Annotated in this window: 10 protein-coding genes; 2 read left to right on the top strand and 8 right to left on the bottom strand. The window is 41.3% G+C overall.

The features are described from left to right. Position 1: 1 nt before the first annotated feature. The 4 genes from Q4591_RS12340 to lrp form a co-directional block, all read right to left on the bottom strand. Positions 2-1333, bottom strand: a complete 1332-nt coding sequence (locus Q4591_RS12340) for a replication-associated recombination protein A (RefSeq protein WP_303461241.1) — start codon at positions 1331-1333, stop codon at positions 2-4. Between the two features lie 6 nt (positions 1334-1339). Beyond that, entirely contained in the window at positions 1340-1978 is a 639-nt protein-coding gene (gene lolA / locus Q4591_RS12335) for an outer membrane lipoprotein chaperone LolA (RefSeq protein ID WP_303413150.1), read from the bottom strand. Positions 1979-2152: 174 nt separating this feature from the next. Next, positions 2153-4921 (bottom strand): DNA translocase FtsK, encoded by a 2769-nt coding sequence (locus tag Q4591_RS12330; RefSeq protein ID WP_102531551.1) that lies wholly within the window; start codon positions 4919-4921, stop codon positions 2153-2155. Between the two features lie 243 nt (positions 4922-5164). Next, the gene (lrp, locus tag Q4591_RS12325) at positions 5165-5671 is read right to left on the bottom strand and encodes a leucine-responsive transcriptional regulator Lrp (protein ID WP_076537850.1); all 507 of its coding nucleotides are present in this window, start codon (positions 5669-5671) and stop codon (positions 5165-5167) included. A 178-nt stretch (positions 5672-5849) separates the two neighbouring features. Between lrp and ald the strand changes: the two genes are divergently transcribed. Next, a complete protein-coding gene (gene ald, locus Q4591_RS12320) occupies positions 5850-6965 on the top strand; it encodes an alanine dehydrogenase (protein ID WP_102476645.1) in 1116 nt (371 codons plus the stop codon). A 397-nt stretch (positions 6966-7362) separates the two neighbouring features. Further along, entirely contained in the window at positions 7363-7782 is a 420-nt protein-coding gene (locus tag Q4591_RS12315; RefSeq protein ID WP_102519571.1) for a secondary thiamine-phosphate synthase enzyme YjbQ, read from the top strand. Between the two features lie 25 nt (positions 7783-7807). Here the strand turns inward: Q4591_RS12315 and Q4591_RS12310 are convergent, their stop codons facing one another. From Q4591_RS12310 to Q4591_RS12295, 4 genes are all read right to left on the bottom strand, one after another. Continuing rightward, positions 7808-10051 carry an EAL domain-containing protein gene (locus Q4591_RS12310; RefSeq protein ID WP_303461239.1) on the bottom strand — a complete coding sequence of 748 codons (2244 nt, stop codon included), beginning with the start codon at positions 10049-10051 and terminating at the stop codon, positions 7808-7810. Between the two features lie 250 nt (positions 10052-10301). Further along, positions 10302-11519, bottom strand: coding sequence for an RsmB/NOP family class I SAM-dependent RNA methyltransferase (locus Q4591_RS12305; protein ID WP_303461236.1), 1218 nt, complete (start codon positions 11517-11519; stop codon positions 10302-10304). A gap of 161 nt (positions 11520-11680) precedes the next feature. After that, complete coding sequence (locus Q4591_RS12300) at positions 11681-12946, bottom strand: sugar MFS transporter (protein WP_102437415.1); 1266 nt, start codon at positions 12944-12946, stop codon at positions 11681-11683. Between the two features lie 130 nt (positions 12947-13076). Further along, positions 13077-14705 (bottom strand): alpha-glucosidase, encoded by a 1629-nt coding sequence (locus Q4591_RS12295; protein WP_102437374.1) that lies wholly within the window; start codon positions 14703-14705, stop codon positions 13077-13079. Between the last annotated feature and the right edge of the window lie 103 nt (positions 14706-14808).

Genomic DNA, 14808 nt, shown 5'->3' with positions numbered 1-14808 from the left:
GCTAATCATAGCGCTTTACCTCACTGGTTCGGTCTAGTTCTGCTAAATGGGCAAGTTTGTCTTTGATTCTTTTTTCAAAGCCGCGCTCGGTTGGATAATACAATTGGCTATCTTTTATTGACTCAGGGAAGTAATTCTCCCCATTTGCGTAGGCACCTAGTTCATCATGAGCATAGCGATACCCTGCCCCTAAACCCATATTTTTCATCAATTGAGTCGGCGCGTTACGTAAGTGATCTGGCACTGATTCATGCCCTGTTTCGCTTGCAAGCATTCTTGCTGCTTTAAAGGCGGTGTAAACCGCATTACTTTTTGGCGCACTGGCCAAGTAAACAATGGCTTGGGCGATAGCACGCTCACCTTCAGCAGGGCCAACGCGGTGATAACAATCCCAAGCATTGAGCGCGATATTCATTGCGGTTGGATCGGCGTTACCCACATCTTCAGAGGCAATGGCTAATAGTCTACGTGCTACATAGAGAGGATCGCCGCCGCCTTCAAGTATTCGACAATACCAATACAAAGCAGCATCAGGGGCTGAGCCTCTCACTGACTTATGCACCGCTGAAATCAAGTCATAGAATTGATCGCCATTTTTGTCATAAGCGGCCATTTGATGCCCAGCGACTTGCGTCAGCATCTCTTGAGTAAATTCACCGTTATCAGCAACCAAGTCACTCATTAACTCGAGTAAATTTAATGCTTTGCGCGCATCACCATCACTAATTGAAGCTAACTGCTGCATTACTGTTTCAGGAATAGTAAAACCACGTTTACCAAAACCACGCTCAGTATCCATTAATGCTTGATTGATAATCGCGGCAATATCATCGCCATCTAAGCGATTGATTAAATAAACTCTGGCACGAGACAATAAGGCGTTATTGAGCTCAAAAGATGGGTTTTCAGTGGTCGCGCCAACAAAAATAACAGTACCGTCTTCGATAAAAGGTAAAAACGCATCTTGTTGGCTTTTATTAAATCTATGGACTTCGTCCACAAACAATAATGTACGCTGACCCCGGCTCTGTGCTACCGCTTTAGCTTGCTCAATGGCGGCGCGAATTTCTTTAACGCCTGAGGTTACCGCAGATATCCGCTCAACATGGGCATTGGCATAATGCGCCACCAATTCAGCTAAGGTGGTTTTACCTGTGCCAGGAGGGCCCCATAACAACATAGAGTGAGCTCGATTGGCCTCAAGTGCTTGGCGCAGTGGTTGCCCTTTACCGAGTAAATGCTGCTGCCCTACATACTCACTTATCTCCCTTGGGCGCATTCTTGCGGCTAAAGGACGAAAGTCTGGGGCAAAATCGAAACCTAAAGTAGACACTATAATCTACTGAGCTAGGCTTGAACGTTGATCGTCAATATCAACGTTTGCCGGTACGGTAAATTCAAATAAGCCGTTTTCGTCTGCCGCAACCTTGGTTTGATTTGTTAACGTGAACTGACTGTAATTGCCTTGCTCATCTAACAAATTAAAATCAGTAAGCTCTGCCTCATTGAAACACACAGTGACAGTCACCACACTTGAATCATCCGCTTTGGGCTTAATGGAATAACAGGCTTTAGCTGACTCTGGCTGAATTTGCTCAACACGATACTGAGACCAAGTTGTTTCATCGCGATGAACTAACAAAGCCATTGGAGATGCGTCAATAGCATCGGCAAAATCCATGACTGAAACTTCTTCAGCAAAAGGGTTATAAATCCATAAATCTTTACCGTCAGCCACAATGAGCGACTCATCAGGCTCAGTTAAATGCCAGTAAAATTTGTTTGGATAAGCAAGGGCAAATACCCCTTTACCTGACTGAATGACTTTATTGTTTATATCGGTAACTTGCTGGGTAAAATCAGCTTTTAATGAATCGGCTTTGGCTAAGCGATCACGCAATTGCGCTGATTCATCAGCTAACGCGTTGCCTGACAATAATAATGCTAAGGCTGTAACAACAGCAAAACGCTTGTTCATATAAATTCCTAATACTGTATTGCTAATTCTTAGCGATAAACTTTTAAGGCTAGTGGCTATGCTTTTTGTCACTAAGGCTTTTTCTTTATAAGGTTGATTATTAATGGCTTCATTATAACGGTTTATTTGGCCAAACTGGCTATAAGCGCAGTGATTGTTATGTTCGGTCCGAGGTTAGTTTCTCGGTGGCGGAGGAGCTAAAACCTCACGATTACCATTATGACCTTGTGTACTGACAATCCCCTGGGTTTCCATCATTTCGATAATCCGCGCCGCGCGGTTATAACCAATTTTAAACTTACGCTGCACACTTGAAATTGAACCTCTGCGGGTTTCAGTGACAAACGCAACCGCTTCATCATATAACTGATCAGTATCATCATCAGATTCTGCAGCTTCACCAGGCAGCAATACTTGCTCACCTTCACTGACGCCATTAAGGATTTCTTCAATATAACGTGGCTTACCACGAGCATGCCAGTCTGCAACGACTTTATGGACTTCATGATCGTCAATGAAAGCACCATGGACACGAATAGGTACGCTGGTACCTGGTGGCAAGTACAGCATATCACCCATACCGAGTAGTGTTTCTGCGCCTTGCTGATCTAAAATGGTTCTAGAGTCAATTCTTGATGACACTTGAAAAGCGATACGTGTTGGCACGTTTGCTTTAATCAAACCAGTAATGACATCCACTGAAGGTCTTTGGGTGGCTAAGATTAAGTGTATACCCGCTGCACGGGCCTTTTGCGCAATACGGGCAATCAGCTCTTCAACCTTTTTACCGACAATCATAATCATGTCAGCAAATTCATCGACCACTACCACAATAGAGGGTAATTTTTCTAACTCAGGGGCCTGTTCATCCATACTTTCAGATGACTTCCATAATGGGTCAACTATCGGTTCACCTGCTTCTATGGCTGATTTAATTTTAGCGTTATAACCTTTTAAATTACGTACGCCAAGCGCTGACATTAACTTGTAACGTCGCTCCATTTCACCAACACACCAACGTAGTGCATTAGCCGCTTCTTTCATATCGGTGACGACTTCACATAACAAATGTGGAATACCGCCATATACGGAAAGCTCCAACATTTTCGGATCAATCATGATAAAGCGCACATCATCAGGACCAGACTTATACAAGATACTGGTGATCATCACGTTGACGCCAACTGACTTACCCGAACCTGTAGTACCGGCAACTAATAAATGCGGCATTTTACCTAAATCAACCACCACGGGATCGCCAGCAATATCTTGTCCCAGCACCATGGATAAATCAGATTTACTTTCTTCAAAGGTTTTAGAGTCTAAAACATCGCGCATAAATACCGTTTCACGGAATTTATTAGGCAATTCAAGACCCACAAAGGCTTTACCTGGAATAACCTCAACAACGCGGACACTTTCTGCTAACAATGAACGGGCTAAATCTTTCGACAAATTAGTGATTTTTGAGGCTTTGACACCAGGGGCTAATTCAAGTTCAAATCGAGTCACCACAGGGCCTGGGAATACCCCAACAACATTAGCGACAATATTAAAGTCAGCCAGCTTAGTTTCAACCAACCTCGCGACAATATCTAGTTCTTCTTTGGTAATTGGGTTTTCTTTTCTATCAGGTACATCTAATAAGGTGATACTTGGCAGTGGCGGCATTTCAACTTTAGTTTGGCCATAAACTATTTGGGGTTCTTGGCCTGGCAACACCACAATTCCTTCAACAATACGCGCTTGCTCAACAGCTTTTGTAGTGGCAGGGTTTGGCTGCGAGGTCGCTGTTGCACCTGTGCTATTAGCTTGACTGAATGCTTCACCTAACGAGTCGCTATGACTAACATGAGCCTCAGACTGTTCACTTAAATGATGATTCGCTTGTGTGAAATCAGCTGCGGGGGCATCCCCTGATGCGATCCAAGCTGGGGTTAAATTATCATCGTCTTGGTGATCATTGCTGGCGTTTAATTTGGGTTCAAGTCTACCATTATGTGGCGTTAATTTAGCCTCATGGTCTATTTCAGCGCCAAAGCTTGGCTCTACATCTTGCTCTAAGTCACCTGCCAAATTAGTTTCTTCTTTGTCGCGACTGGGTTTCACTTTCGATTTAATACGGCTGAAAAGAGAGGGTTTTTCTTCTAATTCATCAGTTTCTATTGCTGCAGTAACTTCAGCCTCATTATGCGGCATACTAGTGAGATCAATTGCTGCAGCATCAAGCTCAGCTTTGTCATGCTTTACGTTGCCAGCATCGTCACCACGGTCCTGTTTAAATTTATCAACGACAGACATAAAGCCGCGGGTATCTTCGGTTTCGTTACTAGCTGATAAATAACTTGGGATACTAATGATCTTTTTAACACACCAAATAGTGGCTAGACCTGTACTTTCAATAACGGTTAGCCAGCTTATACCGGTAGTTAAAGTAAAGCCTGCGCCGATAAAACATAGCAGTAATAAAGTTGTTCCAAGGTTATTAAAGTAAGGCATCATTGCTTGGCTGATCACATCCCCTGCCACTCCGCCAGCAGAAAATACATACATGTCATCGGCATTCATACTCGCTAACGCTGCCAATGCAAATACCACCAGTAAAAAACCGATAATCCTTAAACCGACAGAAAAATAGTCGATTTCAAACAGCTTGTGAGTACGATTAAAAATGAACCAGCCAGAAGCAGCAATAATTATTGGTATGAGATAGGCTATGAAGCCGAAAAAATAAAATAGAACATCTGCTGTCCATGCGCCAACTGCGCCAGTTAGATTACTGATTTCACCTTGGAAATGCGACTGGCTCCAGCCGGGATCATTAGGATCGAAGCTGCTAAGTGCAATAAGAATATAAGTTGCAGTCATGCAACAAATGATCAACCCACCTTCCAAAAGACGCTGAAGGCCACTAAGTGTTTGAAGACTATTTCCCTGAGACAAACGAAAACACCCAAATAAGATTTAAAAAGAATGATAACAATAACAGAATATCAATGTGTATGCAGTGATTATGCAACGCGCGGATGCCAAGCTCAACCTAATGTTTTCAGATAGATGACTGTAGAAGATAAATAATTTTAATCTGGCTTAAGTTGGTTACTTTTAAGCCTAAGATTAAGCTTGCTGTAAATTTTTGGCAAAAAAATAAAGGGCAGTGCCCTTTATTTTTATTGGTTATTAAATTTAGTAAGTATCAGCTAATAAATTTAAGGCAACTTTATTAGTTTGCTTAACTTCTTCCATAACCACGTAAGTACGAGTATCAGAAACTGATGGTAACTTAAGTAATGTCTCACCTAACAAACGACGATAAGCTGACATATCTGATACGCGGGTTTTTAGTAGGTAATCAAAATCGCCAGAAACCAAATGACATTCTTGAATATCATCTAACAACTGAACGGCTTTGTTAAAGCGTTCAAAAATATCAGGGGTATCTCGAGTTAAGGTGATTTCCACAAATACAAGTAACGATGCACCTAAGTAATGAGGATTAACTAATGCAGTGTAGCCATTAATGTATCCTTGTTTCTCAAGACGTTTAACTCGTTCTAAACATGGTGTTGGACTCAGGCCAACACGCTTAGATAACTCCACATTTGATATGCGACCATCAATCTGAAGTTCGTTGAGGATATTACGGTCAATCCGATCTAAATCTTTCACAGAATTTTTCTTATTATTTGCCATATTATTAACCTTGCTTTAGCACAAAAACAACATATTCATCTTTTAATGTGTAAAGTTTAGCAGCATAAACTGCGTCAGGGGCACTATACTAGACTTCCCTGAAATAAGCACGTTCAGGTCATCGAATATAATAACTACTGGCTCGTAAAAACGAGTAAAAATCAATTAGAGGCTCAAAATGATTATTGGTATCCCTACTGAAATCAAAAACCATGAATACCGTGTTGGTATGGTTCCTTCAAGCGTTCGTGAATTAACAATTAAAGGTCATGATGTATTTGTTCAATCAGATGCAGGTATTGGCATTGGATTTACTAACCAAGATTATATTGATGCCGGTGCAGAAATCTTAGCAACCGCAGCTGAAGTGTTTGCTCAATCAGATATGATAGTGAAGGTTAAAGAGCCACAAGCTATTGAGCGCGCCATGCTGCGTGAAGACCAAATTCTATTCACTTATTTACACCTTGCACCAGACTTACCACAGACTGAAGATTTGATAAAAAGTAAGGCTGTTTGTATCGCCTATGAAACCGTAACAGATGACCGTGGTGGCCTTCCTTTATTAGCGCCAATGTCAGAAGTTGCTGGGCGTATGTCGATTCAAGCAGGCGCGCGTGCACTTGAAAAATCACTAGGCGGCCGCGGTATGTTACTGGGCGGTGTTCCAGGTGTTGAACCAGCCAAAGTAGTTATTATTGGCGGCGGCATGGTCGGTACTAATGCTGCACAAATGGCTGTAGGCATGGGCGCTGACGTGGTTGTGCTTGATCGTAGTATCGATGCTCTACGTCGTTTAAATGTACAATTTGGTTCTGCAGTTAAAGCCATTTACTCTACTGCTGATGCCATTGAACGCCACGTATTAGAAGCAGACTTAGTCATTGGTGGTGTACTGGTTCCTGGCGCTGCTGCGCCAAAACTTGTGACCCGCGATATGATTAGCCGTATGAAGCCTGGCAGCGCAATTGTTGATGTCGCAATTGACCAAGGTGGTTGTGTTGAAACATCTCATGCAACCACTCACCAAGAACCAACTTATATCGTTGATGATGTAGTTCATTATTGTGTTGCAAACATGCCTGGGGCTGTGGCTCGCACCTCTACTTTTGCATTAAACAATGCCACGCTGCCTTACATTATTAAGCTTGCAAACTTAGGTTATAAGTCTGCATTGCTTCAAGATAAGCACCTACTAAATGGCTTAAATGTCATCCACGGAAAGCTTGTTTGTAAAGAAGTTGCTGAAGCATTAGCACTTGAGTTTACCGAGCCAACAAGCCTGCTAAACTAATCAATATCTGATGGTTTAAGTACTAAAAAGCTGCTCAATGAGCAGCTTTTTTTATGGATCAAACAATTATGCAACAATTTGTATCTTAAGCTGTTTACAAGCAATATCCATCCAGAATCGTCCACTTTATCAGCACCACTGAGCAAGCACTTTGCTAACTTAATAAAATGCGCAATTTTAGTTAGCGTTTATTAATTAAAACCAGTGAGCACCTCAAGCCAACACTCAGCAAGGGTTACAGTAATTACAATGGCTAATATGAGTCATTTTAGTCATACTTTATGCTTACAGTTCATTATCCTACTACAATGTTTAAAATTAGTGCTTTCTACTGTTGGTCAAATCGCTGAAATTCACTACAATTCATCATCAAAATAGCGATTAAAAGCAGACTTATATGTGGTACCAAAAACAAATATCATTAAAGCCAAAAGCTCGTGGCTTTCATTTAATTACTGAAGAGGTATTAACTCAATTACCCGAATTAGCAAGGTTTGATATTGGCTTAGTGCACATATTGCTGCAACACACCTCAGCTTCCATTACTGTAAACGAAAATGCAGATCCAACTGTTCGGCAAGACTTTGAAGCATACTTTAATAATGTGGCGCCAGAGAATGAACCATATTACATCCACACTTATGAAGGCAGTGACGATATGCCAGCCCATTTAAAATCAAGTTTACTGGGCTGTGAATTAACCCTACCCATCACCCATGGTCAATTAGCATTAGGAATGTGGCAAGGGCTGTATTTAGGTGAACATCGCAATCATGGCGGCAGCAGAAAACTACTTGTCACAATACAAGGAGAGTAGTTTTACTGTATTACTATTGCTGAATTTATTGTGCGAGTAATTCGATGAGCGCCTGTTTAGGCAAAGGCTTATAGAAATAGTAGCCTTGAATAGCATCAACATTGTTTTGCTTAACAAAATCCAGCTGTGCTTGGGTTTCAACACCTTCTGCAGTGACTGATAAATCAAGTGCATGGCTCATGGTCGTAATTGCTTCCACTAGCGCCTTATGTCTAGGACCCTGCTCAATTTTTTGAATAAAACTTTTATCGATTTTGATTTGATCTACCGGAAAGTTAGCTAAATAGGATAGAGAAGAATAGCCGGTACCAAAATCATCCACTGAAATTTTGATGCCCCAATTTCTTAATCGACTCAGCAGCTGTTCAACCTTCTCATGCTGCTCCATCATTACTGACTCAGTTATTTCTATGGTTAATAAATGAAATGGAAAGTTTGCTATGGATGTTTCCAGCAGATACTCTTCAAAAAAGCTAATGAATTGTTGTTGTAACTCTGCAGTGATAAATTCACTAGTAGAGACATTTACTGACAAACTAATCGCACGTCCTTGTTGCCAATAGTCATAAATTAAATCTAGCGCTTGTCGCCTAATCCATTTACCGATTGGGACAATCAGCCCTGATTGTTCAGCAATAGGTATAAATTCTTCTGGCGAAATGAACTCACCATTAAGCGGCCAACGAAGTAACACTTCAGCGCTATCAACATGCGTCGATTTAGCCGACAAAATGGGCTGAAAATACAGTTCAAAAGCATCATGACTTAAGGCTTTGTTTAATTCCATGTTTAAAAAAGCGGTTCTTTCTGCATTTTTCTGCATGCTTTGATCAAAAAATTGATAACCATTTCGGCCTTTAAGCTTAGCATTATGCATTGCTTGGCTGGCGCAATTAATTAAAGCATCAACCTCAGTAGAATCTTCAGGATAACGTGAGATACCAATACTCATAGAAGTTTGGATAGCTTTACGATCAAGCCAAAAAACATCACTTACAACTTGATTGATTTGTTTGGCAAGTTCAATGAGTTCGTCTGCAGACACTTTACCTTGTAAGAACACGCCAAATTCATCACCTGCTATTCGGGCAAAAGTGCACATATCAGGAAACAGCGGGGCTAATCTTTTGGTTACCTCAATTAATAATCGATCACCACACTCATGACCTAAGCTGTCATTTATCAGTTTAAAATTATCAATATCCATCAATATGATTGAGCAACCTACCCCAGTTTGCTTGCTGCGCTCTTGCTGCCAAACATAATCATAGATTTTCTCAACAAAATAACGACGATTGGCCAAGCGGGTTAATGCATCATTATTAGCCTGAAAATGGATAAGCTTGCTGGCATCTTTGTGTTCACTGATATCAGCAATTAACCAAGAAAAACAATTTTGTTCACCATGGTAATCCCTAAATGAGGTTACCGTTACTTCAGCATCAAAGGTCTTGCCATTACGTTTGCGGCCTGTTAACTCACCTTGCCAAGTTTTACCGATAGCAAGGTTTTTCATTAAAGACGTGATATTTTCTTGCTGAGAATGTTCGAAAAAGCGCTTTGGTTCAAAGCTCTCTGAGTCAACAGTAATATCGCCACAGATACTTTTAAACTCAGGGTTAATAAACAAAATGGTATTGTTTTCGTTAACGATCAATAAGCCCATAGGCAGTTTATTGAATATTTTACTGGTGAGTGTTTGTAGGTGTAGTCCTTGGCTTCGTTCAATGGCAAGACTTGCCAATCGAGCGGCTTCTTGGATTAGCTCTAAATCCAATGCTGATGGTGACTTTTGGGTATCGTAATACATGGCAAAAGTGCCCAATACGTTGCCAGTAGAGTCGATAATGGGTTCTGACCAGCAAGCTTTTAGCCCTGCCTTTAACGGCAATTCTTTATAAGGTGCCCAATTCGGGTGAGTGGCGATATCTTCAACAATAACTCTTTCGCCGGTGGCTGCTGCAGCGCCGCATGAACCGACTATCGGCCCAATTTCAATGCCATTAATAGCTTGGTTATATTGTTCCGGTAAACTGGGGGCCGCTCCGGTTAACAACCTTTTCTTGTCATTGCTCATTAATAGCACTGACGCTCTGGTGCCAATCTTTTGCGCTTCGATTGATAAGACTAATGAATGGAGAATTTCTCGTAATGGGGAACCCGCTAAGAGCATGGTAAGAATTTGGCTATAACGGTCATTATTAGAAGCACATGTTGTTAACACATCATAGTTTGCTGATTGTGATGCAAAAGTTTGCCCGCTATCCATAAAATTCCTTTTGAAAATATACCATCTGACTTTATTACTTACGGTTAATGCAGATTATTCACTCTTAAGGTTAATTGCAACACTAAGCGAGTAACTATCTGTTTATTATGAATCTCTTCGACTAGTCACTAACATTTATCACTAAAGCAATGCTGCATTTATTGGCTATATATCGCAGGCATAAAAAAACAGTGAAGTTATCTAACTGCACTGTTTTTATTCGGTATGATTTTATTTTAAAACAATGAATTTACACTTCGCTTATGCGTTCCATTCTTGCTAAATAAAAACCATCAAAACCATGCTCAGCAACCAAGATTAATTCATCATCTAATAATGTAAAATGTGGGTTTGCAGCTAAAAAGGCATCAACTTGATTTCTGTTTTCATCAGGCATGATTGAACAGGTAGCGTAGACTAATATTCCGCCCACTTTTACCATTCGGCTATAGCTTTGCAAAATGTCTTTTTGTAGCTCAACTAATACCGGTAATCTTTCTGGCGTGTCACGCCATTTAGAATCTGGGTTACGTTTTAACACCCCTAAACCTGAACAAGGTACATCGAGTAGGACTCTGTCAGCAGTCAACTTCATCCGTTTAATGGTTTTGCTGCTAGCGATAATGCGGGTTTCAACATTATGCGCGCCTGCTCTTCTTGCTCTAATTTTGAGGTTATCAAGTTTCCATTGCTCAACATCCATAGCAAGTAAACGACCTTTACCTTGCATTTGTGCGGCAATGTGCAAAGTTTTACCACCAGCGCCGGCGCAAGCATCAACAACTCGCATACCTGGTTTTGCATCAACTGCAGCAGCAACGAGCTGCGAGCCGGCATCTTGTTGTTCAAAATAGCCTTGTTTAAAGGCTTCAGTTTTGAATAATGCAGAATCTGAACGTATCTCTAACGCACTTTCAACGCCTTCAACCTCTACAGTAGCGACCAACTCTTTAGTTAACCGTTGCTTTAATTCTTCACGGGTGCCTTTTAAGCTGTTAGCGCGAATATAGCGTTTTGGCGCTGTTGCTAAAGCCGCTCTTTCTGCTGGCCATTTTTCGCCTAGTTGCGCAGCACCTAACTCGTCAAGCCACTCTGGGCAGCCATCCCACAAAGCCGGTTGTGCTTTTGCAACCTCTAGACGCTCGGCAAACTGTGCGCTATCAACTTGTAATGCATATTCCATCTTTGGTAAATCAAGATCGTGGAATAAATGCCAGCCGTTTAATAATTTAGAACCGGTACGTTCAATATCTTCTACTTTGATATCAACCAAATAGCAGTAAAGGTTCAAACGACGCAAAATATCACCAGTAACGAGAGTAATTCTTGCTAGCTCCGCAGGTGGATATTGCATACCTGAAAAGTTATGTGAATAAGCGCGATCTAAAGGTTTACCTTCAGTTAGCACCATAGTTAACACATTAATGACCAGTTCAGATGAACTGCCTGAGAGCGGGTAAGTTAGCATTGGGGGATCTCAACGAGTTATAGAAATAAGATAAAACAGAAAAAGCGCATGGATCATAGGAGTTAACCGCCTTTTAAGCAAGTATTGATTCCTATTTATTGGCGGTGAAATAACAAAAAGGCAGCCGTTAGGCTGCCTGATATAAAGCGTCAGCTTAAAGGTTACATTTTAGAGCCTTTCGCGCCGTAAAATATGATAAATGCATAACACACTACAGGAAGAATAAACGCCGGTTGTATGCCCATGGTATCAGCCATTACCCCTTGTAATAATGGGATGATTGCTCCACCAACAATCGCTAAACATAAAAAGCCACTGCCTTGCGAAGTATGTGGGCCTAAGTCTCTTAAAGCCAAACTAAAAATAGTTGGGAACATAATGGAGTTAAATAAGCCAACCGCTAAAATTGCCCACATGGCCACTTCACCACTGGTATTAATAGCAACTAATACTAAGGTCGCAGCCATTAAACCATTAAAGGCTAACATGGTGCCTGCAGGTATTTTTTGCATAAGCGCAGAGCCAATAAAGCGCCCAATCATAGCCCCGCCCCAGTAATAGGTAATGTATTTTGCAGCGTCAGCTTCTTGCAGCCCTACAATGTGCTCTTCACCTAAAAAGTTAACCAAAAAGCTGCCAATTGATACTTCAGCGCCAACATAAACAAAAATGCCCACCGCGCCCAATACTAAGTGAATGCTTTGCAACGCGCTGGTTTTACCTTTGTAAGTAACCTTACCATCTGTTTCAACTGCGGTATGAGATTGGATAATAGGCAACTTTAATTGTGAAAAAATCACAGCTAAAACTGCTAACGTGGCAGATAAAAATAGATATGGCATTTTTACCACGTCAGCTTCAGCTTGTGCATGGCTTAACTCACCGACGGCACCCGTTGCGACTGAAAGAATCAACACAGCGCCAAAATATGGGGCGACAGTGGTGCCTAATGCATTAAAGGCTTGGGTTAAGTTTAAACGACTTGAGGCTGTTTCTTCAGAGCCTAGTGCATTTACATAAGGATTAGCGGCTACTTGTAAAATGGTGATACCTGAAGCCAAAACAAACAATGCCCCTAAGAATAACGCGTAAGTTTCCAATGCTGCAGCAGGGTAAAATAAGGCACAACCGATACTAGCAATAACTAAACCGGACACAATGCCTTTTTGATAACCAATCTTTTTAACCAGACTGCCAGCAGGTAATGACACTAAGAAATAAGCGCCAAAAAAACAAAACTGAATCAGCATGGCTTCAGTGTAACTTAATGAAAATACCGCCTTTAGATGAGGGATTAGTATGTCATTAAGACAGGTAATGAATCCCCACATAAAAAATAGTGAGGTTAACGATACTAGTGCGAAACGGTAACTACCGTCGCCAGTACTGCTAACTGTTGTTGAACCCGTTGGAATAGCTGAAGCCATAATATGAACTCTCTTGTTATCGTTGTTATCACCAATTACTAGCATGTCTACTGGCAACTGAATCTTGTTATTAAAAACCTACAACACATATAAAAACAGCAACCGATTAAGCTGCTGTTTTATCGTTACATTATTTAATTAATGCGAAGAAACTTCCAAATGCGTTTAATGTTAGTTTAGCATCAGCTTGCAAAGATGCAGACTCAAGACCGTGATCATCTTTAACTGCAACAATGTCATATGCAGAGGCATCAAATGTATTGGCACTATTATCTAAGTTAAATACTACCAGCATTTTTTGAGTTTCAAAGGTACGTACAAATACCAAAAGGTTAGAATCCACATCAATAAAGCTAATATCACCCATCACCAATGCAGGATATTGCTTACGCCATTTTAAAAAGCGGCGATAAGCATGTAGATTGGATTGTGTATCTGCTTCTTGAACATCTGCAGCCATAGCTTTATGTGCAGCAGGAATAGGTAACCAAGGTTTACTGCTGTCAGAAAAACCCGCTTGTTGATGATCTTTCGACCACGGTATTGGGGTTCTGCAGCCATCACGGCCTTTAAACATTGGCCAGAAGGTAATCCCAAATGGATCTTGCAGCTCACTGAACTCAATAGGCGCTTCCGTTAAGCCTAATTCTTCACCTTGATAACTGCATACGCTGCCTCGCAGCGAAAACAACATCGCATTGAGCATTTTAACCATGGCGGGATTAGTTTCACCTTTGCCCCAGCGGGTCGCAACGCGTTGCACATCATGATTACCTATGGCCCAGCACGGCCAACCGTCACCAATACTGGCTTCCAGTTCTTCAACTGTTTGGCGAATATAAGCCGCGCTAAAATCATTGGTTAATAGCTCAAAACTATAGGCCATATGCAAACGATCATCGCCTTGGGTATATTCAGCCATGGTCGCTAAAGAATCTTCTGCTGACACTTCGCCTAAGGTCACGGCGCCTGGGTATTGATTAATAAGTGCGCGCAGCTCTTCAATAAAGCCGACAGTTTGTGGACGGGTATTATTGTAATAATGATATTGGTAGGCATAAGGGTTATCTTCACTAAAGCCACGACCTTGGCGTTGATCTTTGGGTTTAGCTGGATTATCACGCAGATGCTCATCGTGATAGCAAAAAGTAATCGCATCTAAGCGGAAACCATCAACGCCTTTTTTAAGCCAAAAATCGACATTTTCAAGCACTGCAGCGCGAACTTCAGGGTTATGGAAATTTAAATCAGGCTGACTTTTTAGGAAGTTATGCAAGTAATATTGCTGACGACGCGGCTCCCACTCCCAAGCACAACCACCAAAAATAGCTAACCAGTTATTAGGCGCGGTGCCATCTTCTTTAGGGTCGGCCCAAACATACCAATCAGATTTGTCGTTATCACGACTTAATTTACTTTGTTTAAACCAGGCATGCTCGTCAGATGTATGACTTAATACCTGATCGATGACTATTTTGATATTGAGCTTATGTGCCTTTTCAATCAGTTCGTCAAAGTCTTCCATTGTGCCGAACATAGGATCAACATCGAGATAATCACTGATGTCGTAACCAAAATCTTTCATTGGCGACTTAAAAAAGGGCGATATCCAGATTGCATCAACATTCAAACTAGCAATGTAATCAAGTTTGGTAATTATTCCTTGTAGATCACCGACTCCGTCGCCATTTGAATCCATTAAGCTTCGTGGATATACCTGATATATCACTCCGCCGCGCCACCATGATAACTGACTCATTACTCGCCCTCTGTAATAAAAGCATTAACCATATAGCTACCTCACCCATGGTTAACCCTATGTTGCGACCTAGTAACTGGTCGTCATTATTATTTAATTGCCT

The sequence above is a fragment of the Shewanella sp. 3_MG-2023 genome (assembly GCF_030548765.1).
Classification (GTDB): Bacteria; Pseudomonadota; Gammaproteobacteria; order Enterobacterales; family Shewanellaceae; genus Shewanella.
Note: the sequence above shows the minus strand (reverse complement) of the source record. Positions and strands in the feature narration are given on the sequence as shown.

Excerpts from the sequence above, each read along its gene's own strand:
- Q4591_RS12315 (WP_102519571.1), top strand. The coding sequence starts at position 7,363 with ATGTGGTACCAAAAACAAATATCATTAAAGCCAAAAGCTCGTGGCTTT.
- Q4591_RS12305 (WP_303461236.1), bottom strand. The coding sequence starts at position 11,519 with ATGCTAACTTACCCGCTCTCAGGCAGTTCATCTGAACTGGTCATTAAT.
- lolA (WP_303413150.1), bottom strand. The coding sequence starts at position 1,978 with ATGAACAAGCGTTTTGCTGTTGTTACAGCCTTAGCATTATTATTGTCA.
- lrp (WP_076537850.1), bottom strand. The coding sequence starts at position 5,671 with ATGGCAAATAATAAGAAAAATTCTGTGAAAGATTTAGATCGGATTGAC.
- ald (WP_102476645.1), top strand. The coding sequence starts at position 5,850 with ATGATTATTGGTATCCCTACTGAAATCAAAAACCATGAATACCGTGTT.
- Q4591_RS12295 (WP_102437374.1), bottom strand. The coding sequence starts at position 14,705 with ATGAGTCAGTTATCATGGTGGCGCGGCGGAGTGATATATCAGGTATAT.
- Q4591_RS12310 (WP_303461239.1), bottom strand. The coding sequence starts at position 10,051 with ATGGATAGCGGGCAAACTTTTGCATCACAATCAGCAAACTATGATGTG.
- Q4591_RS12300 (WP_102437415.1), bottom strand. The coding sequence starts at position 12,946 with ATGGCTTCAGCTATTCCAACGGGTTCAACAACAGTTAGCAGTACTGGC.